Genomic DNA, 20,488 nt, shown 5'->3' on the forward strand with positions numbered 1-20,488 from the left:
GGCAGGCTGGGCGGAAGTGCACGAAACCGGGCCGGCCAGGCGGGTGTGAGTCGCACGGAACTCAGGTCTTTACTTAGCAAAAGTAACGAGTTATAGTAGGTGCCGCAATGGGAACTGAGCGTGCACCAGACAGCGCCTGTGCGCCACGACCGCCGGGTGGTCTCGCCTCCCGGCTCCGGACGACGTTGCTGCGGACCTCCCGCAAGTTGCGGGCGGAGCACGCCGGAGATCTCAGCGAGGCCCAACGGGCGGTGCTGGGCGGTGTGGTCACGAACGGCCCCTTCACTCCCGGGGAGTTGGCCGCGCGCGAGCATGTCCAGCCTCCCTCGATGACCAGGATGATCCGCGGACTCGAGGAGTCGGGACTCCTGGCCCGTACGGCCCACCCCACCGATCGCCGCCAGGTGCTCGTGACCGCGACGGACGCCGGACGCGCCTATATCAAGGAGACCCGACGCCGTCGGGACGAATGGCTCTCGCGGCGGCTCGCCGCTCTGACACCCGCGGAACGACAGACCCTGTCCGATGCCGAAGAGATCCTGAGGAGGATCACCACCCAGTGAGCAGAATGTTCGCCTCGTTGCGCCTGTACAACTACCGACTCTGGTTCGCAGGCGCCCTCGTGGCGAACGTTGGCACCTGGATGCAGCGCATCGCGCAGGACTGGCTCGTCCTCACCGAGCTTTCCGACAACTCCGGCATCGCCGTCGGTATCGTCACAGGCCTGCAGTTCGTACCCGCGGTCCTTCTGACTCCCTATGCCGGCGTGCTGGCCGACCGGCTAGACAAGCGCAAGCTACTGCTGGCCACCCAAGGCGCGATGGGGCTGCTCGCCGCCGCGCTCGGCCTGCTGGTGCTGCTGGGTCACGCCGAGCTGTGGCATGTGTACGTCTTCGCGCTGCTGCTGGGTATCGCCAGTGCCTTCGATGTGCCAGCCCGTCAGACCTTTGTCGCTGAACTCGTGCCCCCCAGTGGCCTGCCCAACGCGGTCGCCCTGAACAGCGCCTCGTTCAACGCTGCCCGGATGATCGGCCCGGCGGTCGCCGGTCTGCTGATCGCCGTGGTGGGGCCAGGTTGGGTCTTCCTCATCAACGCGGTCTCCTTCGCGGCGACCATCGCGGCGATGCTCGTGATGCGCACGAGCGAGTTGCGCACCGTGCCCCGCACCCCGCGTGCCAAGGGGCAGTTGCGCGCAGGGGTCGCCTACGTGCGCCACCGCAGCGACATCGTTCTCATCATGATCGTCGTGTTCGTGGTGGGCGGCATCGGGTTGAACTTCCAGCTCACGTCCGCGGTGATGGCGAAGGTGGAGTTCGGCCGTGATGCCGGCGAGTACGGTCTGCTCGGATCGATCCTCGCCCTCGGCTCCCTCGCCGGCGCCCTGGTTGCCGCTCGTCGCAAGCGCCCCCGGGTGCGCGTGGTGATCATGGCGGCCTTCGGGTACGCGATCTCGGCGACTCTGCTCGCGCTCGCACCCACCTACGAGCTGTTCGCACTCGCGTGCATCCCCGCCGGCTTCAGCTCGCTGACGATGCTCACCTCGGCGAACGCCGCAATCCAGGTCAGTACTGACCCCGCGTTCCGCGGCCGCGTCATGAGCCTCTACGTGGTGGTGCTCTTCGCAGGCAACCCGATCGGTTCACCGCTGGTCGGATGGATCGCCGACGCCTGGGGGCCGCGCTGGTCGATCGGGGTTGGTGCCATCGCCGCCTTCGTCGTGGCTGCCGGCGCCGCAGTGTGGGCTGGGCGCAAGTGGGAGGTCGAGGTGCGCTACCGGATCGGGAAGCGGCCGCACCTGCAGCTGACCAACGCCGACGAGCGGTCCAGCGCGAGAAGCCAGTCCCAGCCCGCCCACCAGTCCCAGCCCGCCCACCAGTCGCAGCCCGTCGAGTCAGAGCCCGTGACCGCCGCAACGGCGGCTGGTGCACCTGAGCCGGCGACTCCCGAACGAAGCACACAGGAGTCGGTCACTCCTGAACCAGCCCTACGGGAGCCTGCGCCTCCCGAACCAGTCAGGTCTCAACCGGCCGCGCCCGAAGCAGCCTCACTCGCCCCCGACATCCGTGGCCCGGAGCCGCTCACGCCGTCGGGAACTGATCCCGCCGATCCCGTCGAACCCGCCGCACCCGCCACACCCCCGGCCCGCGGGCCGGCTGACAGACCCGCGCGGCGCCGTCGGAGACCGGCGAGGCTGACGGGAACCACTCCGCGCCCCTGACCTGGTGCCGGCTCGGCCTGGTGACCACCCGATCGACACCGGTTCCTGACTGGTCGGTTGTGCACTAGGGTGGTCGGTGACAAGCCCCCGGGGAGCGCGTTGGCGCTGAGAGTGCGGTCGGTACACCGGCCGCAGACCCGAGGAACCTGACCCGGTTCGCACCGGCGTAGGGAGTTGGGCACACAGATGGAGTACTGGCGCAGCCATGCGCGGGTAGTCACGCTGTCGCGTCCTCGGGGGTCCATCCACGAGGAGGACCCACATGTCCCATACGAGTACCCCTCCGGCCCCGGCAGCGGCGGCAGTGGCCGCGCCCGGCCCGGACGCCTACGGCATCGGCGCCCGCTTCTCACTGCACCCGATGACCGACTCCTTCATCGACGTCATCCTCGGCGCCTTGGATGCCGCCGACTCCACCGACCTGACGATCACCACCGACGACGTCTCCACCCACGTCCGCGGCCGTGAGGACCGCATCCTCGCCTACCTCACCGAGGCGATCGCGCACGCCGGCCGCACGGGCACGCACACGGTTGCCCACGTGCTGCTCTCCCGTGGCTGCCCCGGGGAGGTGGCCTGCGAGATCGCCGACGGCGCCGCGTACGCCCCGCAGGTGCCTCAGGTCCGGCGCAGCCTGCCCGCCACGGGTGTGCACGCCAGCGCGCACTGGGCGCTCTACCCGCTGGACGACGAGGGCACAGACCACATGGCCGGGATCTACGCCGCCATCGATTACGCCAAGCAGCTGGGCGTCTTCACCGGCTCCGAGCACTACGTGACTCGCCTGGACGGAGATCTCGCCGATGTGCTGGGCGCCGTCGTCGCCGGCTGGCTCCTGGTGGGCGCCGACGTGCGGCACGTGACCACGCATGTGACCGTCTCCGTGAACTCCCCGAGCAGCCAGGCAGGTGCCCGATGAGCGCGAGGAGCCCCCACGGAGTCGGTCCGAGGGACGAGGGTCGGCGGAGTGAGGCGCCGCAGGGCTCAGACCAGAAGGCACCGATGAGCGCCCGCGGAACAACCCCCGCCCGACGGCGTCCGGTCACCCTGCACGATCTGGTGCTGCTGGCCGTGTTGGCGGTGGTGTTCGGATTCCTCTACTGGGCCCTGGTGCAGGTGTGGGGCTGGATGCAGGTGGCCATGGGCCCGCTCGGCGACCTGGCACAGAACGTCCTCGTCGGCGGCTGGATGGTGGTGGCACCGCTGGCCCTGTACATCGTGCGCAAGCCCGGGTCCGGGATCGTGGTGGAGATCGTCGCCTCGATCGTGGAGGTCGTCTTCCTCGCCTCCCCGGTCGGGCCGATGCTGATCCTGGTCGGCCTCATCCAGGGTGCCGGTGCCGAGGTGGCCTTCACCGCCACCCGCTACCGGCGTTACGGCTGGTGGGTGTTCGTCGCTTCCGGCATCACGGCGGCGCTCGCGAACCTGGCGCTCGGGATGGTCCGGTTCGGATGGATGGGGCAGGACTTCTTCGCCCTCCGCGTCGGATTCCAGCTCGCCTCCGGCATCATCCTGTGCGGTCTGCTCGCCAAGGTCATCGGCGATGCGTTGCTACGCACCGGAGTGTTGGACAACTACGCCATCGGGCGTGCGGCGCGGGAGACCGAGCGCTCGGGCGGATCGAGCCCGGCGGACCGGTCCACTGCGTCGGGTACCACAGTCTCCGGCACGCCCGGCACGCCCGGCACCTCCGGAACCTCTGAGACCACCTGAGCGATGGTCCTTCAGCTGCGCGAGGCATCGGTGCGCTACCCACGCGCCGACGCACCCGTGCTCGACGGCATCGATCTGGACCTGGCCGCCGGCGAGCGGTTGCTCGTCCTCGGCCGGTCCGGATCGGGCAAGAGCTCGCTGCTGCGTGCACTGGCCGGGGTCGTGCCCGGCACGATCGAGGCCGACGTCACCGGGAGCTGGCAGGTGTGCGGTCAGGACCCGCGTACCACGCCGGTTCCCGAGTTGGCCCGTCACGTGGCGACCCTCACTCAGGATCCTGCCGACCAGCTGTGCCTGCCCACTGTGGTGGACGAGGTGGGCTTCGCGCTCGAGAACCGGGCGGTACCCCCCGGGGAGATCGGACCGCGAGTCGAGGCGGCGCTCGCAGCGGTGGGCGCCGGGCACCTCGCCGGTCGCCGCACCAGCGAGCTCTCGGGAGGTGAGGGCCAACGGGTCGCGCTCGCGGCGGCCCTCGTCGCCCGCCCGGAGCTGCTGCTCCTGGATGAACCGACGGCACTGCTGGACCCGGTCGCGGCCCGCGACATCGGGCGGCTGCTCGCCGACCTCCCGGAGGCGAGTCTTGTGATCGAGCACCGCCTGGACGAGCTCGGCGCGCTCCCCGAGCGCAGCCTGCTGCTCGGACCTGATGGTGGTGTGGCCGCCCTCGGGCCAACGGTCGACCTGCTGGCCGCCGAAGATGTCGCTGGGACCGGCACGTGGGTACCGGCGGGCGTGGAGGTGGCGCGCGCCCTGCGCCGGCTCGTAGGTGCTCCCTTTCAGCCTGACGCGGCAGTCTCGGGTGAGTCGCTCGGGTACGGGCTGCGGGCCCTCGACGCGAGCCTCCCGCGGCCACGGTCGGGGCGCGCAGGTTCGGCTCCGGCTGGTTCGGCGCCGGCAGCGGGGTGCCGGGAGCCGGGTGAGGTGCTGCTGCGTGCCGACGACGTCACGGTCCGGCGAGGAGACCGTGCCGTGGTGCGGCGGGTGGATCTGCAGGTGCGGTCCGGCACCATCACGGCGGTGCTCGGCGCGAACGGCTCCGGCAAGAGCACGCTGCTGCTCGGCCTGGCGGGACTGCTCCCGGCCGACGGGGTGCGTGGTACGGGCCGGGTGGGCATGGTGTTCCAGAACCCCGAGCACCAGTTCCTCGCCCGATCCGCCCGAGGGGAGATCGAGATGGGACTGCAGCATGAGGCATCCGGGAACACGCGCGACGCTCGCGCCGATGCCATTCTCACCAGTTACGGTCTGTCCGAGGTGGCCGATCGTGACCCGTTCCGCCTCTCCGGTGGGCAGCAACGCCGTCTGTCTCTCGCCGCGATGGGCTCCATGGCCGATGACGTGCTGCTCGCCGATGAACCGACGTTCGGTCAGGACCGTCGCACCACGCTCGCCGTCGCGGACCAGCTGCGCCGCATCGCCGACCGCGGGGGAGCGGTGGTCCTGGTCAGCCACGACCTGCGTCTGGTCGCCTCGCTGGCCGACCACGTGCTGCTGTTGGCCCACGGTGCGCCCGTGGCCGCCGGCCCCGCCGCCGACATCCTGACCCCGGATGTACTCGGCCGAGCCGGTCTGCGTCTCCCACCGCTGCTGGAGGCGTGGATCACGGACGCCCACGGCGACCCGCGTCGCCTGCCTGCACTGCTCGGTGCCCTCGACGAACTGGCCCTCGACGAACTGGCCCGTGACGAGACGTCGCATAACCCGGATCTGGCCCCGTCTGCGCGATGAGGATGGTGCATCGATGAGTACCCCCGCGTTCGGCCGCCCGCTGCCGGTCGACTCCCTGCTGCACCGGCGTGACCCCACCGTCAAGGTGCTCGTGGTGCTCGTGGTCTGCCTTGCGATCACCGCCGTCGTGGACCCTGTCACCCCGGCGGCGCTGTATCTGCTCGCCTGGCCCGCGGCGGTGCTCGCCGGCCGGATCCCGCCCGCCACGCTGCTGCGGGCTCACGTGCCCTTCGTGGCATTCGCACTCAGCCTGCTGATGGTGAACGCAGCAACCCGGGACGGGGAGACGATCGCCCGGCTGCTCGCGGTCGACATCTCTGCCGAGGGCCTGACGATCGGTGCTGGTCTGGCGATGCGCACCCTGCTCATCGGGATCGTCTCGGTCACCTTCGTGCTCACCACCGACGGCGCCCGCCTGATGACCAGCCTGCACCAGCACCTGCGCCTCAGCGGCCGGTTCGCCTACGCCGTCCTCGCCGGATACCGGCTCCTCGAGCAGCTCCCCGAGACGTGGAGCACCATCCGCTCGGCTCAAGCCGCCCGTGACCCTCGCCGGCGGCTTCAGCACCCGGGCCACGCGCCGTCCGCCCGGCCGAAAGCGCTGGCTCAGGCCGCATTCGCGCTACTGGTGACCTCGTTACGCCGGGGTGAGCGGATGTCGATCGCCCTGGAGACCCGAGGACTCGGGGCGGGCCCGCGCACCATCGCTGCGCCGTCGGACCTTCGTTGGGCCGACGCCGTGGTGGCGTTCGTGGCGCTCGGTGTCACAGCCGCCGTGCTGCTGACCTCCTGGCGGCTGGGGCTGCTGCGGGGGCTGGGGGAGCTCGGCGTGTTCGGATGAGCCGGAGTCCCGGCGTGCTCAGCTCGGGTCAGGCCAGCCCATCTCGATCATGTGCGTCAACGGCCCGGTCATCAGCCCTCCGTCCACCGGCAGCGTCACCCCGGTGATCCAGGACGCCTCGTCCGAGGCGAGGAAGGCGACGGCGGCCGCCACCTCCTCCGGCAGGCCCACCCGGCCCATGGGGTAGGCCGCCGTGATCCGCTCCAGCATGGCCTCCTGCGCCGGCCCCTGTTCGGTCCAGTTGCGGGTGATGATGGTGCCGGGGGCCACGACGTTGGCGCGCACCCACCCGCGGTCGGCACCGGCCGTTCCCCGTGCCTGCGGCCCGTGCGAGACGGCGATGTTCGTGATCGCGTTGATCAGCCCGGCCTTGGCGGCCGAGTACGGGATGGTCCCGACGGCGCCCATCCCGTTCACCGACGCCGTCGCCACGATCCTGCCTCCCCCAGGCGCCTCCAGCAGTGCGGGCATCGCGGCCTGAATGGTGCGCACCGCCCCGTGCAGCGTGGGATCGACCTGGGCGTGCCATCCCTCCTCGTCCAGGGTTTCCAGGGAGTCGAGCGCCGCCACGCCCACGTTCGGGACCAGTACGTCCAGGCGCCCGTACGCGGTCAGCGTGGCCTCGACGGCGGCCTGCACATCCTCGCGCCGGGTCACATCGCACGTGACCGCCTGGCCGCCGATCCCGGACGCCGTCGAATCGGCGACGCAGGAGTCCACGTCGGCGACCATCACGCGGCAGCCCTCCTCGGCGAGGCGCACGCAGATCGCGCGCCCGATGCCGTGCGCACCGCCGGTGACCAGGGCGACCCGGTCGGTCAGTCCGCGCATCAGGGCCTCACAGGTTCTCGACGACGTAGTCCACGCACGCGACCAGGGCCGCCACATCCTCGGGGTCGACCGAGGGATACATGCCCACCCGGATCTGGTTGCGGCCCAGCTTGCGGTAGGGCTCGATGTCGACCACCCCGTTCTCCCGGAGCACCGACGCCACCCGGGCGGCGTCGACCGTCTCCGCGAAGTCGACCGTGCCGACCACGGTCGAACGTGCCTGAGGGTCGGTGACGAAGGGCGTCGCATACTCGGATCGCTCCGCCCAGTCGTAGAGGATCGACGCGGACCGGGCGCTGCGGCTCGCAGCGAAGCTCATGCCGCCGCCCGCCAGCAGCCACTCCACCTGCTCGGCCATGAGCACCAGGGTGGCGATCGCCGGAGTGTTGAGGGTCTGCTCCTTGCGGGAGTTCTCCACGGCCGCCGTCAGTGAGAGGGATTCGGGAACCCACCGCTGGGCCAGCTCCTCGACTCGTGCCAGGGCCGCGGGGGAGAGTGCTGCCAGCCAGAGTCCGCCGTCGGACCCCAGTCCCTTCTGCGGGGCGAAGTAGTAGGCATCGCACTGGCTCAGGTCCACCGGGACCCCACCGGCCGCGGAGGTGCCATCCACGAGCATCAGTGCTTCGGCGTCCACTTGCCCGCCATCCACCCGCTCGACCGGGGCGACCACACCGGTCGAGGTCTCGTTGTGCGCCCACGCGTAGGCGTCGACACCCTCCTCGGCCCGGGGCCGGGCCAGCGTGCCGGGGTCACCGGTGATCACACTCGGGTCGGCGAGGAAGGGAGCCCGCCTGGCGGCCGTGGCGAACTTCGCCCCGAACTCACCGGTGCTCACGTGCTGGGACCGCTCGCGGATCAGGCCGAACGTCGCGGCATCCCAGAAGAAGGTCGAGCCGCCGTTGCCGAGCACGATCTCGTAGTCGTCAGGGAGCTCGAGCAGTTCCCGTATCCCCTCGCGCACCCGCGCCACCAGCTGGCGCACCGGTGCCTGCCGGTGGGAGGTTCCCATCAGTGTCGTCCCCACCGCGGCGAGCGCATCGGACTGACCGGGACGGATCCGGCTCGGCCCACTGCCGAACCTTCCGTCGGCGGGCAGCATCTCGGTGGGCAGGGCCAGCGTCGTCATGGAGATCCCTTCGTGCGGTGAGCCGATTATCTCACCGTCGCCATCTCGTCATGTGCTTCCAAGATGTGGGCGCTCCACCCGGCCACGCGGCCACAGGCGATCATCGCGGTGAACATCGGAGGCGGCACCTGGGCGAGGTCGAGGAGCACACTCGCCCAGAACAGGGCGTGACCGCCGTAGGCGGCGGCGGGCCGGATGCCACGCGCAGCGAGGGCCTGATACCCAGCGCGAGCGACGGCGTCGGCGATCTCCAGGCGCGGTGCCCCGAGGCTGCCGGCAACCTCCCGCAGCGCCTCCACCCGCGGATCGGTGCCGTGGTAGCCGTCCTGGTGGAACCCGTAGAGGGCACCGGCGTCCAGGGTCCGTTCCACCACGGCGCGCGGGTCACCGGTGTGTTCGGCCTCGCGGATCAACGCCAGTGCCCGGACGGCGGCTCCTCCGCCCCGCGGTCCACTCACCGCGGCCACGGCACCGGACAGGCACGCGGCCGCGTCGGCACCCGTGCGGGCGATCTGCCGAGCCACCGTGGTGGAGGAGGTGAGGCCGTGCTCGGCCAGCGCCACCCAGCACGCGTCGATCGCCCGGGCATGGGCGTCGTCGACCTCACCGCGCCAGCGCATCACGAACCTGCGCGCCGTGCCCTCGACCGTGTTCACCTGCCGCTGGCCGATCGCCGGCAGGTCGTCATTGCGTGCGGACTGGGCGACGAACGACAGCGCCATCACCGACGCACGCGCCAGATCGCTGCGCAGCTGAGCCCGATCGACCTCGCCGATCGGGCGGAATCCCCACACCGGGGCCAACTGTGCCAATGCGCTCTGCACGTCCACCCGGTGATCGCCGGTGCGCACGGTCAGCGGGAACGGTTCTGCGGGCGGGAGCGCGTGCCCCTCGGCCCCGTCGACGAGCAGCCCCCAGACGTCCTCGAACCCGCCGCGGGAAACGAGATCGCGCACGTCGCGGCCACGGAAATACAGGCCGCGCTCGGGGTCGACCGAGGAGATCGGTGCGGGAGCCGTCATACTGCTCAGGCTATCTGTGCCCCGGCGGTGGTCACGATCTGGTGTGGTCCAGGCCGGCTGGGACAGTAATGTGGCCTGCAGGACGTGTGGGCGCAGGCGATGGGGAGAAGGCTCGTGAGCGATCTGATCGACACCACGGAGATGTACCTGAAGACGGTTTACGAACTGATCGAAGAGGGCATCGTGCCGCTGCGAGCGCGTATTGCGGAGCGGCTGGGGCACTCGGGGCCGACGGTTTCCCAGACCGTCGCGCGGCTGGAGCGGGACGGTCTGATGGTCGTGACCGGCGACCGGCACCTCGAACTCACCGATGAGGGCATGGCGCGGGCGACGCGGGTGATGCGCAAGCACCGGCTCGCTGAACGGCTGCTGACTGACGTGATCGGGCTGGACTGGCCGCACGTGCACGAGGAGGCGTGCCGCTGGGAGCACGTGATGAGCCGGCAGGTGGAGGAGCGGCTGATCGCGTTGCTCGACCATCCGGGTTTCGACCCCTACGGCAACCCCATCCCGGGACTGGAAGAGTTCGGGGAGGCGCGCCCGGAGGCTGAGCTCGGCACCTGGCTGACCGATGTGCCGGCCGGTGCGCAGTACGTGATCACCCGGCTCGGGGAGCCGCTGCAGGTGGACACCGAGATGCTCGCCGAACTGGAGAAGGCTGGTGTGGGACCCGGTGTACAGGTCTCGGTGGAGCGGGAGCGGGCGCTGGTGACCATCGCGCCGAACGGTTCTGATGTGGTGCTCGAGCTCGACGAGGACGTCGCCAAGCACGTCTTCGTCCGCCCGGTGTGAGCACGTGAGCGAGCGTCTGATGCATTTCGCTGCGCGCCATTGATCTGTGGTCCATGTCACAATCGTGACCGGAATGTGACATTCCCGTGATCATCGGGGTAGTGTGTGTCTCGCTCGACGAAACCCTCCTTCGACGAGCACCTCGGACAGACGCCTAACCCTGTCACTGTCTGGGGTTACGACATACCCGTGACAGGGGCGGGGGACCCACTTCCCGGTGCACCAGCACCTCGGGGTGAAGTCCACCGGTAAGACCGGCGGACCGGGTGTTACTCCCACCCGAACCCGACAGCTCACCTCGTAGGCAGCAGGAGAGGCAAGCGAAATTGACCCAGTGCACTGAACGCGCGCGGCACCGCGCAGCGCAGCGCCCCGTGACCCCCCTCACGACGTTCGGCCAGGCCGTCCGTGGCCCGGTGGGGCGGCGAACGGCAGCAGCCGTGGCTTCCTCCGGCGTGATCCTCGGACTGAGCGCCTCCGCAGCGATCGCCGGTCCGGTATCCCCCGGAAGTGTCCCGGTGCGAACCGCGAACCTCGCGTCGGCCGTCGTCGCCGACGATGATTCGATCGCCGTCTCCGAGGTTGTCACCGTCGCGGCTGACATCTCCTGGAGCCTCGGCACCGAGGTCGAGGTCTCCGCCGAGGCCCCGCCACCTCCGCCGCCCCCGGAGCCCGAGCCCGAGCCCGAGCCGGTCGTCACCTACGAGCGTGAGACGACCACGACGGCACAGGCATCCCGGAGCGCCGAGCGCACCGAGGCCGCCGAGGCTCCGGCGCCGACGACCGATGTCTCGGGTGTCCGTGCGCAGATCGTCAACATCGCGCACCGCTACGTCGGAACCCCGTACGTCTACGGCGGCAGCACTCCCTCCGGCTTCGACTGCTCGGGCTTCACGCAGTATGTCTACGCCCAGGTCGGCATCTCCCTGCCGCGTTCCTCCGGTGCGCAGGCCGGTGCCGGACAGCGCGTCTCGGCCTCCGAGGCACAGCCGGGAGACCTGGTCTGGTGGCCCGGTCACATCGGGATCTATCTCGGCGGAAACCAGCACATCGCGGCCCGGAACCCGGGCACGCCGCTGACCGCCGGCCCGATCTACAACTCCAGCCCGACGTTCATCCGCGTCGTCGGCTGATCTGAACGTTCCCGAACGGGCCCGTTCCTGGACTTCCAGGGGCGGGCCCGTTCGTCGTCGGTCCCAACTGGTGAGGGCGTGAGGAGCGTCGGAGGCGCAGCCCGGTCAGAGCGTGCACAATTGACCCACCAAGGTCCGCGAAGGTCGGGGGTGGAAGAGGTCATGGAACACGAACAGGTCGTCCTCGTCGGCGTCGACGGCTCTGCTGCGAGCCTCAATGCCCTCGAATGGGCTGTGGCCCAGGCGCGACGAGTGGGTTGGCGGCTGCACCTGGTGTGTGCCTACGCCCTGCCGACCTTCGCGGCTGCGTCGCTGGACGGTGGCTACGCCACGCTCGACGACACCGCGATCCGCGACGGCGCCCAGGCTGCGCTCGACGAGGCCGTGGAGCTGGCGAGCGGGCGCGGTGTGGACGTCACCAGCTCCCTCGAGACCGGTGATCCGGCGGGTGTGCTCGTCGACCTCACCAAGCAGGTGTGCCTCGCCGTCGTCGGCACCCGCGGCAACAGCGGGTTCGCCGAGCGCATCCTCGGTACCGTCTCCTCAGCGTTGCCGGCACATGCCCACTGCCCCACCGTGGTGGTACCGCTGCACGAGGACGACGGCGAGCCCCCGCTGCCGATCCGGCGCATCGTCGTCGGGGTGGACGGGTCGGACTCGGCGAAGGTGGCCCTCGACCGGGCGATCGAGCAGGCCGAGGTGTGGGATGCAGAGCTCACAGCGGTGGTCGGCGTGCCGATCGGCGCCGGTGCCGGACTGCTCGGCTGGCTCCCCGCCGCCGTCGACCGTGAGGTCGTGCTGGCCGACGTCACCGAGGGGCTGAACGTCACCGTGGACCGGGCGCTGGAAGGGCGCGAACTGACGGTCCGCCGGCACGCTCTTGACGGCTCCGGTGCGGAGCTGCTCTCGGAGTTCTCCACAGCCGTCGACCTGGTGGTGGTCGGCACCCGCGGGCGCGGCGGATTCGCCGGAATGCTGCTCGGCTCGACGTCCCAGCAAGTGCTGCACCACTCCGTCTGCCCGGTGCTAGTGGTGCCCACACGCATCCAGGACGAGGGGCTGCCGCCGATTGCCATGGGATGGAAGCGGCGGCCCTGACCGACGCGGTCAGGGCGTGACCGCGAGCGCGAGCGCATCCATCATCAGGTGCAACTCCTCCTCGGTGACGCACAGTGGTGGTGCCAGCCGGATGGTGTGATCGTGGGTCTCCTTCGCGATCACGCCGTTCGCGGCCATCCGTTCGCTGACCTCCCGCCCGGTGCGCGCGTTGACGTCCACACCGAGCCACAGCCCGATCTGGCGTACCGCCTGCACATGCCCGGAACTCAGCAGCTGGTCGGTGCGGGCCGCGAGCACTGGCGCCAGCGCGGCCACCCGCTCCTGGAAGAGGCCCGAGCGCAGCAGCTCGACCACGGCGATGCCGACGGCGCACGCCAGCGGGTTCCCCCCGAAGGTCGACCCGTGCGTGCCCGGTGTGAGCCCTCCGAGCACGTCGGCGCGTCCGACCACCGCCGAGACCGGGACGATCCCACCGCCGAGCGCCTTGCCCAGTGTGGTCAGGTCGGCCCGGACTCCCGCCAGATCCTGGGTGAGGATGGCCCCGGTGCGGCCGAGCCCGGACTGGATCTCGTCGAGAATGAGCAGCACGTTCTGCGCGTTGCACGTCTCTCGCACTGCCGCCAGGTAACCCTCCGGTGGCACGATCACGCCTGCCTCGCCCTGAACCGGCTCGAGAAGGACTGCGACCGTCGTCTCGTCGATCGCCGCGGCAAGGGCGCCAGCATCCCCGTACGGCACGATCCGGAAGCCCGGGGTGTACGGTCCGAACCCGGCGCGTGCCCCGGCATCGGATGAGAACGACACGATCGTGGTGGTGCGGCCGTGGAAGGAGCCCTCGGCGACGACGATGGTTGCGGTGTCGGCTGGAACGCCGCGCACGTCGTAACCCCACTTGCGGGCCGCCTTGATCGCCGTCTCCACCGCCTCGGCGCCGGTGTTCATGGGCAGGAGCATCTCGGTGCCGGTCAGTGAGGTCACGGCCTGCGCGAAAGGATCCAGCAATTCATGTCCGACAGCGCGCGAGGTGAGGGTGAGGCGGTCGAGCTGTGCGTGAGCAGCCGCGACCAGGGCCGGATGGCGGTGCCCGAAGTTCAGGGCCGAGAAGCCGGCGAGGCAGTCCAGGTACCGGACGCCTGCAGTGTCGGTCACCCACGCGCCCTCGGCGTGGGCGATCTCGATGTCCAGCGGGTGATAATTGGGTGCCAGGGTGGTCATCTTGTCCTCCGTCCGACGGCGTCCTCGGCCAGCCGCAGCGCTCGAGCGGTCATCAGGTGCAGGGCGGGGGCGAGGAGCGGGTGCAGTAGGCGCAGCGGTCTGGCCAGGTGAACGTCTTCGGTCCAGTCGACCCGGCACGTGCGGGGACCCAGCGGGCTGACCTGGATCGTGGCCGAGCCCAGCAGCACCGGTCCGACCTTCTCGAAGACCGCCACACCGGGGCAGGGGTGAGGTGCGCCGTCGGGAGGGTCTGCCCGGGTGACCAGCATGACGTCTCGCAACCTCCGGCCGGTGACGGCCACGATCGTGTCACCGACCTCGGCCGGGCCGGGGCGGGCGGTGATCCGGGTGAACGGGATCAGCGATTCGTGCAGCGGGAGGGTGGTCAGGTGGTCGAAGACGGCGGTCGCGGACCCGGGGATCACCCGGGAGGCGGTGGTGCTGGTCACGTGGCTACGCTCCCACAGCCGGTGCTGGACCGCGAGAGTGAGTTTCGCGCGCGGGCCTGCGGGGGAGGTAGTGTTTCGGTGGTCCGCCCCCGTAGCTCAGGGGATAGAGCAACCGCCTCCTAAGCGGTAGGTCGCGCGTTCGAATCGCGCCGGGGGCACCGAGGCGCTTGCGCCGGGCGGTGCCGTTCCGAGACCCGGGTGCGGTCGGCGTTCGCGTTCGAGGCGCCCCGGTGACCAGCGCACATCACGAGATGGGTGCCTAGCGGCGGGTCAGCACGGCGAACGCACGCATTCTCGTTAGCGTGGGGGCGTGAGGTCCGTCCGTCTGCCCCGACCCGGTGGCTCCCGTGCCACCGATGAACCGACCCCTGACACGGGCCAGCGGGACGCCTCGGAACCGCACGACACCCCACGTGAGCGGGAGGTCGCCGCTGCCGTGGCCGCATGGCGCGGCAGGCTCACGGACCTCGTTGGTGGCAGCGCGTTGTGGGATGTCAATGCCCTGGGGGAGGCGATGGTGGAACTCACCGCCGCCCACCCCTCCGGCATCGCCCAGCTGTATGCCGGTCGTAGCACCCCGCTGAGCAATCTGGTGCGGGAGGGGTCCGCTCTCACCCAGGCACGTCGCCGCGCTCGGGTGGTGGTGGCCCGTACCGAGGAGCTCGCGCAACGATTCGGGGTCGCCCCCACCTATGTGGCCATGGGCGTAGCGACGTGGGAGTCGACCACCGCCGGGGAGCCTGCCGGTGCTGACGCCCCCCCGCTGGGCGCAGACGACCTGGAGCACCACCGCGCGGGTGCCGACGTCGATCTGCTCGACCCCGGCTCGGTGCCCGCGGTCCCGGCGCTGACCGCCGAGCCGGAGGACATCGTCCCGCGGACGGTGCACGCGCCGGTGCTGCTGCGTCCGGTCCGGGTGCGGGTGCACGGATCCGATGCGGAGATCGACCTGGAGATCGACCCGGCGGTGGAACTGAACAGCCTCCTCGTGCGAGACCTGCGGGCCGCCGGTGTCGACATCGACGCCGCCCAGGTCGCAGGGTCGACCACGACCGCGCACGGATTCTCCCCGCGCCCAGCGCTAGAGCGCATCGCCGAACTGGGCACCGCGTTGCCAGGGTTCCGTCTCGAGCCACGCATCGTGGTCGGAGCCTTCGTACACCCTGGGCAGGCGCTGGCCGACGATCTGGACACCCAGCAGCGTGAGCTGGCCACCCACGACGTGGTCGCGGCGCTCGCCGGGGTGGACGGTGCGCGGGCGGCCGTGGCGACCGATGTGCCCGAGCCCGACCCCCAGGATCGTGATCCGGACGACGAAGCCGGGGTAGGCGATCTCGATCCCGGTCAGCAGGACGTGCTCGACGCTGTCGCCGTGGGCGGTCACCTGCTCGTCGACGCTCCGCCCGGGACCGACAGCGCCGCCACGATGGCCGCCGTCGTCGCGCAGGCTGCCGCCGACGGGCGTCGTGTGCTCTACGTGCCCGGGACCCGGCGCGCGGGACAGGCGCTCCTGGACGCGATGCGTGGCGCCGGGGTGAGTGACCTGGCGCTGGACCTGAGCAATGACCCGCGCTGGCCGAGCACCGCGGCGGCACGCCTGATCGACGGGCTGAATCCGCCCGAGCCGGAGATCGACACCGAGACGCGTGCCGCCGAGCGGGCCCGGCTGCGCCAGGCGCGCAGGGATCTCAGCGACCATCTGACCGCCCTGCACGCACCCCGGGCGCCGTGGGACGCCTCCGCCTACGATGCGCTGCAGGCGCTCGCCGAGCTCACCTCCCAGCGTCCGGGCCCACGCACCCAGGTGCGGGTGGCGACGCGGGCGGTTCGGTCCATGTCCGAGCAGGACCGCCAGCACGCCCGCGAAGAGCTGGCCCGGGCTGCCGCACTCGGTGCGTTCCGCCTCCGCGCGGCTGACACCCCCTGGTTCGGTGCGCGACTGGCGTCCGCGGAGCACGCCACCGTCACGCTGGAGCGCGTGCGGGAGCTCGGTGAGCTGCTGCCCGAGCTCCGGGCCCAGATCGCCCGGACTGCTGCTCAGACCGGGCTCGACGAGGCGACCACCCTGGAGCAGTGGGCCGAGCAATTGCTGCTGCTGGACGGTATCCGTTCCTCGCTGGATGTCTTCACCCCGCACGTGTTCGAACGGTCGGCCTCCGATATGGTCGCCGCCACCGGAACCCGTTCCTGGCGGGCGCAGCACGATATCGCCATGAGCTGGGGCGTGCGGCGTCGGCTGAAGAAGCAGGCACGCGACCTGCTACGCCCCGGCGGATCCGTCGGTGACCTCCACGCCGAACTCATCGACGTCCAGGAGCGGCGCGATCTGTGGCGCCGGCACTGCGCGGGTGGCGGGTGGCCCCGGTTGCCCGAGGGGATGCCCGAGATCACCCGGACCGAGGCGAAGGTCGCCGGCCTCGTGAACGACCTCGATCCGGTCCTGAGCGCCACGCTGGGCGGCCGCACCCTCACCGAGGTGCCGTTGGAGGAGCTGGCCACCAGGATTGCTCGTCTGGGCGCCGACGACGTCGCACTGCGGCAGCTTCCGGAACGGGCCGCCGTCCTGGCGCACCTGAGCGACCTGGGCCTGGACGACCTGCTCGCCGACCTCACCCAGCGCCGGGTGCCCACCTCGCTCGTGGGTGCGGAGTTCGACCTCGCCTGGTGGTCGAGCGTGCTTGAGGAGATCCTCGCCGAGGACCCGGCATTGGCAGGTCTGGAGACGTCCGTGCTGGAGGAGGCCGCCCTCACCCTGCGGGAGGCGGACCGGCAGCAGATCGCCTCCCTGACGGCGCCTGTGCTCGCGACAGTGCGGGAGCGGGTCCGCTCCGCCATCGCTCACGACCGGGCGCGGGCACAAGAGTTCTACCGCGCCGTGCGGGGTGGAGCCACCGACCTGAAAGACCTGCTGGAGGCCTACTGCGAGGTCGTCTGGGCGCCGCGTCCGGTGTGGGTGGTTCCGCCGATGGTGGTGCCACAGGTGCTGCCGCCGGAGCGCACTGTCGACCTGGTGGTGCTCGATGCCGTGCAGCACGTACCCACCGAACAGGTCATCTCGGCGATCGCGCGGGCTCAGCAGGTCGTCGTGGTCGGCGACTCGCGCCGCGGGGGTGCCGGTGGCGTGATCTCGCAGCTGTCGTGGCTGCCGACCCTGGCCCTGCACCCCGGCCGCGGCCGGCAGGACCCCGACGTCGCAGCATTCCTGTCCGCTCACGGATACGACGAGGCCGTCCGTCCACTGCCGACCCCTCCCGGTCACAGTGGCGTGCGGCTGGAGCTCGTGGACGGCACCGGGATGCCGGTGCCGGGTGCCGACGTGGTCGAGAGCGTGCAGGCCGAGGTGGACCGGGTGGTCGACCTCGTGATCGACCACGCACTGAGCCGGCCGGAGGAGTCCCTGGCCGTCGTCGCACTCAACACCCGTCACGCGGACCGCGTGCGGGAGGCGGTGCTCTCGGTCGCCGCAGGCAGCGCCAGCATGTCGGCGTTCTTCGACCAGTCCCGCCCGGAGGCATTCACCGTGGTGGACGTGGAGTCCGCGGCAGGGATGCGACGTGACGCCATCGTGCTCACCCTCGGGTTCGGCAAGACTCCGCACGGCCGGGTACTGCACCGGTTCGGTGCCATCTCCGGGCCCGACGGCGTCGCATTCCTCGTGGACGCCATGGATGCCGTCCGTAGCCGGTTGACAGTGGTCAGCTGCCTGGCACCGGAGGACCTCGATCCGGAGCGGGTACGTGCCCCCGGCTCGCAGATGCTCCTGGACCTGCTGCAGATGGCTTCCGCCGGGCAGGTGCAGCGTCCGCAGGAGGACCCCGAGCTCGGGGTGGACCGGCTGCTGCTCGACCTGGCCGAGCGGTTGTGGCGGCGCGGGCTCACCGTGGTACCGCGCTACGGGATCCCCGGCGGGATCCGCATCCCGCTGGCCGTCGGGCACCCGGCGCTGCCCGAGGAACTCCTGCTCGCCGTACTCACCGACGACGAGGACTACATGGCCGAGCCCAGCCTGCGCCGCCGTGACCGGCACTGGGTGGAACGCCTCGTCGATCGTGGGTGGCAGGTGCGCACCGTGTACTCCTCCGCCGTGTTCATGGATCCGCAAGGTGAGGCGGAGAAGATCGCCGACGAGCTGGAGCGGATCGTCTCCGAGCGCACCGGGATCCCACCTGAGGAGCGGCCGGCACCACCGCGGCGCTGGGACGACTCCAGCGACGACGGCAGTGCCCCCGCGACCACCAGCTCAGCAGCAGCCCCTTCGGCGGCGACGACGTCGGCCGTGACGACCTCGGCCAGGGGTGTGGCGATGGTCGGCCAGGCTACGACGTCAGAGGCGCCCGCGCATGTGCAGGCAGGAGCCGCCCCCGGAGGATCCGGGCACGCGGACGGCAGTGCACACGAACGCGGCGAACGCCCCGACGTCCCGGTGGGGCAACCGTTGAGTCGCTATGGCGACGACGAGCTCGACGCCCTCGTGGCGTGGATATCCTCCGACGCGAAGCCGCGGACGGTTGAGGAGTTGCGGGAGGACCTGCGTAGCGAGCTCGGGATCGCCAAGCGTGGCACCCACGTCGATGCCGTACTCTCGGCGGCGGCGCGCCGATCCGGGCTCGCCCGGGAGGAGCCAGCCGGTGACGAGTCGGTCCAGCACAGCGAGGGCAAGGACTGAACGTGCCCGAGTGTGAGCCCCCGGAAGGGGGCGACATCACGAACGGGCGGCCACGGCGGCGCCATCGTCGCGCAGTTCACCCCGGCACGGGTCCCGAACCGCTGGTGGACCGGCGGCTTGTCGAATCCGGTGAGGACCGTGCCCGGCGCGGCGATGACGGAAACGGCGGGACACCGGACAGCTCGGACGACGAGCGTTTCCTGCGCGACGTGCCGCCGCACTGGTCCTGACGCGCGTCGCTGCAGGCGGCGGGTCAGATTGCCCTGCTCGCGAGGGCGCCCGATGCACTGTTCGCAAGGACCGATCAGGAGGCTTTCGTCGCCAGCAGGTCCCGGATCTCGGTGAGGAGCGCAACGTCCTCCGCGGGGGCGACCGGTTCCGGTTCCTCGCCACGGGCGCGCCGCTCGGCGAGCTTGTTCATGGGCAGCACCACGGCGAAGTAGATCGCGGCGGCGACCAGGAGGAAGTTGATCAGCGCCGTCAGAACCAGACCGGGCTGGATCGTCGAGCCGTTGATCGTGAACGCCAGCAAGCTGTCGAGATTCGGATGGCCGAAAATGGCCGCGATCAGTGGGTTGAGCACGCCTTCGACCAACGCCGTGACCACGGCACCGAAGGCGGCACCGATGACGACGCCGACGGCGAGATCGATGACGCTCCCGCGTGCGATGAAGTCCTTGAATCCCTGCAGCATGGCGAGCTCCCAGTCTGTTCAGTGTTGCTATGGCTGATCCCCCGGTATCAGCACCGCTCGCACAGGAGCGAGAGCACTGGCACCGGACAGCACAGTAGCCGCCTCGGGATCGATGGCCACCACAACGACACCAGAGGAGTCCGAAGCCGGCAGCTCCAGCAATCCGTTCGCGTCGCCGGACTCGTCCAGGCGCGCCAGCACGAGCGCGTCGTCTGCGACGAGGTCGGCGCCAGGGTCGGCGCCGGTGCCATCCGGGATCTGCGACGACGACTGCCAGGAGGATGACTGGTACAGCCGCAGCCGGTCGCCGACCCGCACCAGTGCCATCAATTGCGGATCGGCCAGCGTCACCGGCACCACCACCGTTCCTGCGGGGGCGGCATCCGCCAGGCCAGGGGAGACCAGCAGAGTCTCGGCCATGGGCATTCCTTCCGGTACCCCGGCGACCAGGGTGGTACCGATGAGCGCCTCGGCCGGGAGCGCGGCCGACGGTGGATCGAATGCGGGAGTGGAGCGCAGGTCGGCGGCCGTGAGCACGCTCCCGGCCGGAAGATCCCGGGCGGCAACCGTCACCGTGGCCGTCGGCTGCGCGGGCCGGAGCTCGGCCACTACGAGCAGACCGGCTGCGGTGAGGCAAACGGCAGCCAGCACGAAACGGAAGCGCCACAGCGCTCCGGTCAGGCGAGGGGACGTCGTCATGGGCCGACGCTAGGACGCTGGAGCCGGCAGTGACGGCCGCCGGGACCCGGGCTGTGGACAAGGCCGCAGCGGGCTGACATCGCGAGCGGGACGCGCCCGCTCGCCTCACGACGAGGTGGAGGCGGCCTTCGACGGGGTGGACGAACTCGAGGACTTCTCGGAACTTGAGCCCGACGAACTCGAGCCCGACGAGCCGGAATCCGAGGATCCTGACGAACCGGAACTGGAGGAGTTGGACTTTGCGCTCCCGGACTTCTCACTGCCGGACCGGGAGTCGTTGCGGTAGAAGCCCGACCCCTTGA

The 20,488-nt window shown here is 70.8% G+C and carries 18 protein-coding genes, 1 tRNA gene, 1 pseudogene and 2 riboswitches; of the genes and pseudogenes, 13 read left to right on the forward strand and 7 right to left on the reverse strand.

Annotated features, from left to right (window positions below; translation table 11 throughout):
- Positions 1-107 precede the first annotated feature (107 nt).
- The 6 genes and pseudogenes from FV560_RS09425 (at position 108) to FV560_RS09450 (ending at position 6,500) form a co-directional block, all read left to right on the forward strand.
- Positions 108-563, forward strand: coding sequence for a MarR family winged helix-turn-helix transcriptional regulator (locus FV560_RS09425; RefSeq protein ID WP_159621274.1), 456 nt, complete (start codon positions 108-110; stop codon positions 561-563).
- Positions 560-1,834, forward strand: a pseudogene (locus FV560_RS09430) (MFS transporter); the annotation flags it as partial. The gene FV560_RS09425 and the pseudogene FV560_RS09430, both read left to right, overlap by 4 nt.
- Before the next feature lie 462 nt (positions 1,835-2,296).
- Positions 2,297-2,410: riboswitch (TPP riboswitch) on the forward strand.
- Positions 2,411-2,480: 70 nt separating this feature from the next.
- Positions 2,481-3,137, forward strand: coding sequence for a YkoF family thiamine/hydroxymethylpyrimidine-binding protein (locus tag FV560_RS09435; protein WP_159621276.1), 657 nt, complete (start codon positions 2,481-2,483; stop codon positions 3,135-3,137).
- Between the two features lie 83 nt (positions 3,138-3,220).
- Entirely contained in the window at positions 3,221-3,931 is a 711-nt protein-coding gene (locus tag FV560_RS09440; RefSeq protein WP_159621277.1) for an ECF transporter S component, read from the forward strand.
- 3 nt (positions 3,932-3,934) lie between these two features.
- Positions 3,935-5,659 carry an ABC transporter ATP-binding protein gene (locus FV560_RS09445; RefSeq protein ID WP_159621278.1) on the forward strand — a complete coding sequence of 575 codons (1,725 nt, stop codon included), beginning with the start codon at positions 3,935-3,937 and terminating at the stop codon, positions 5,657-5,659.
- A gap of 13 nt (positions 5,660-5,672) precedes the next feature.
- Positions 5,673-6,500 carry an energy-coupling factor transporter transmembrane component T family protein gene (locus FV560_RS09450; protein ID WP_159621279.1) on the forward strand — a complete coding sequence of 276 codons (828 nt, stop codon included), beginning with the start codon at positions 5,673-5,675 and terminating at the stop codon, positions 6,498-6,500.
- Between the two features lie 18 nt (positions 6,501-6,518).
- Here the strand turns inward: FV560_RS09450 and FV560_RS09455 are convergent, their stop codons facing one another.
- Genes FV560_RS09455 through FV560_RS09465 form a run of 3 tightly spaced genes read right to left on the reverse strand, consistent with a single transcriptional unit; the run spans position 6,519 to position 9,479 of the window.
- Positions 6,519-7,331, reverse strand: coding sequence for an SDR family NAD(P)-dependent oxidoreductase (locus FV560_RS09455; RefSeq protein WP_159621280.1), 813 nt, complete (start codon positions 7,329-7,331; stop codon positions 6,519-6,521).
- A gap of 7 nt (positions 7,332-7,338) precedes the next feature.
- Complete coding sequence (serC, locus tag FV560_RS09460; protein ID WP_159621281.1) at positions 7,339-8,457, reverse strand: phosphoserine transaminase; 1,119 nt, start codon at positions 8,455-8,457, stop codon at positions 7,339-7,341.
- A 26-nt stretch (positions 8,458-8,483) separates the two neighbouring features.
- Positions 8,484-9,479: a citrate synthase gene (locus FV560_RS09465; RefSeq protein ID WP_159621282.1), complete on the reverse strand. Its 996-nt coding sequence runs from the start codon at positions 9,477-9,479 to the stop codon at positions 8,484-8,486.
- Between the two features lie 114 nt (positions 9,480-9,593).
- Between FV560_RS09465 and FV560_RS09470 the strand changes: the two genes are divergently transcribed.
- The 3 genes from FV560_RS09470 (at position 9,594) to FV560_RS09480 (ending at position 12,502) form a co-directional block, all read left to right on the forward strand.
- Positions 9,594-10,271: an iron-dependent transcriptional repressor DtxR gene (locus FV560_RS09470; RefSeq protein WP_159621283.1), complete on the forward strand. Its 678-nt coding sequence runs from the start codon at positions 9,594-9,596 to the stop codon at positions 10,269-10,271.
- A 141-nt stretch (positions 10,272-10,412) separates the two neighbouring features.
- A riboswitch (cyclic di-AMP (ydaO/yuaA leader) is annotated at positions 10,413-10,592 on the forward strand.
- 53 nt (positions 10,593-10,645) lie between these two features.
- Positions 10,646-11,404 (forward strand): C40 family peptidase, encoded by a 759-nt coding sequence (locus FV560_RS09475; RefSeq protein ID WP_235020036.1) that lies wholly within the window; start codon positions 10,646-10,648, stop codon positions 11,402-11,404.
- Between the two features lie 162 nt (positions 11,405-11,566).
- Complete coding sequence (locus tag FV560_RS09480; RefSeq protein ID WP_159621285.1) at positions 11,567-12,502, forward strand: universal stress protein; 936 nt, start codon at positions 11,567-11,569, stop codon at positions 12,500-12,502.
- A 9-nt stretch (positions 12,503-12,511) separates the two neighbouring features.
- Here the strand turns inward: FV560_RS09480 and rocD are convergent, their stop codons facing one another.
- Both rocD and FV560_RS09490 read right to left on the reverse strand, forming a co-directional pair.
- The gene (rocD, locus tag FV560_RS09485; protein ID WP_159621286.1) at positions 12,512-13,678 is read right to left on the reverse strand and encodes an ornithine--oxo-acid transaminase; all 1,167 of its coding nucleotides are present in this window, start codon (positions 13,676-13,678) and stop codon (positions 12,512-12,514) included.
- Positions 13,675-14,127, reverse strand: coding sequence for an SRPBCC family protein (locus tag FV560_RS09490; protein ID WP_159621287.1), 453 nt, complete (start codon positions 14,125-14,127; stop codon positions 13,675-13,677). The genes rocD and FV560_RS09490 overlap by 4 nt, the downstream gene beginning before the upstream one ends.
- A gap of 85 nt (positions 14,128-14,212) precedes the next feature.
- Here FV560_RS09490 and FV560_RS09495 point away from each other — a divergent pair.
- The 3 genes from FV560_RS09495 to FV560_RS09505 all read left to right on the forward strand — a co-directional run bounded on the left by FV560_RS09495 (position 14,213) and on the right by FV560_RS09505 (position 19,023).
- Positions 14,213-14,285 (forward strand) — tRNA-Arg (locus FV560_RS09495).
- A gap of 152 nt (positions 14,286-14,437) precedes the next feature.
- Positions 14,438-18,793: a hypothetical protein gene (locus FV560_RS09500; protein WP_159621288.1), complete on the forward strand. Its 4,356-nt coding sequence runs from the start codon at positions 14,438-14,440 to the stop codon at positions 18,791-18,793.
- A gap of 2 nt (positions 18,794-18,795) precedes the next feature.
- Entirely contained in the window at positions 18,796-19,023 is a 228-nt protein-coding gene (locus FV560_RS09505) for a hypothetical protein (RefSeq protein ID WP_159621289.1), read from the forward strand.
- 74 nt (positions 19,024-19,097) lie between these two features.
- On the opposite strand, the gene mscL is transcribed toward FV560_RS09505, so the two are convergent.
- Positions 19,098-19,487, reverse strand: a complete 390-nt coding sequence (mscL, locus tag FV560_RS09510; protein WP_159621290.1) for a large conductance mechanosensitive channel protein MscL — start codon at positions 19,485-19,487, stop codon at positions 19,098-19,100.
- A gap of 27 nt (positions 19,488-19,514) precedes the next feature.
- Positions 19,515-20,186 carry an SAF domain-containing protein gene (locus FV560_RS09515; RefSeq protein WP_159621291.1) on the reverse strand — a complete coding sequence of 224 codons (672 nt, stop codon included), beginning with the start codon at positions 20,184-20,186 and terminating at the stop codon, positions 19,515-19,517.
- A 115-nt stretch (positions 20,187-20,301) separates the two neighbouring features.
- Here FV560_RS09515 and FV560_RS20600 point away from each other — a divergent pair, with 115 nt between their 5' ends.
- A complete protein-coding gene (locus FV560_RS20600; RefSeq protein ID WP_338049699.1) occupies positions 20,302-20,472 on the forward strand; it encodes a hypothetical protein in 171 nt (56 codons plus the stop codon).
- The last annotated feature ends 16 nt before the right edge of the window (positions 20,473-20,488 follow it).

The sequence above is a fragment of the Ruania rhizosphaerae genome, assembly GCF_009805705.1.
Classification (GTDB): Bacteria; Actinomycetota; Actinomycetes; order Actinomycetales; family Beutenbergiaceae; genus Ruania; species Ruania rhizosphaerae.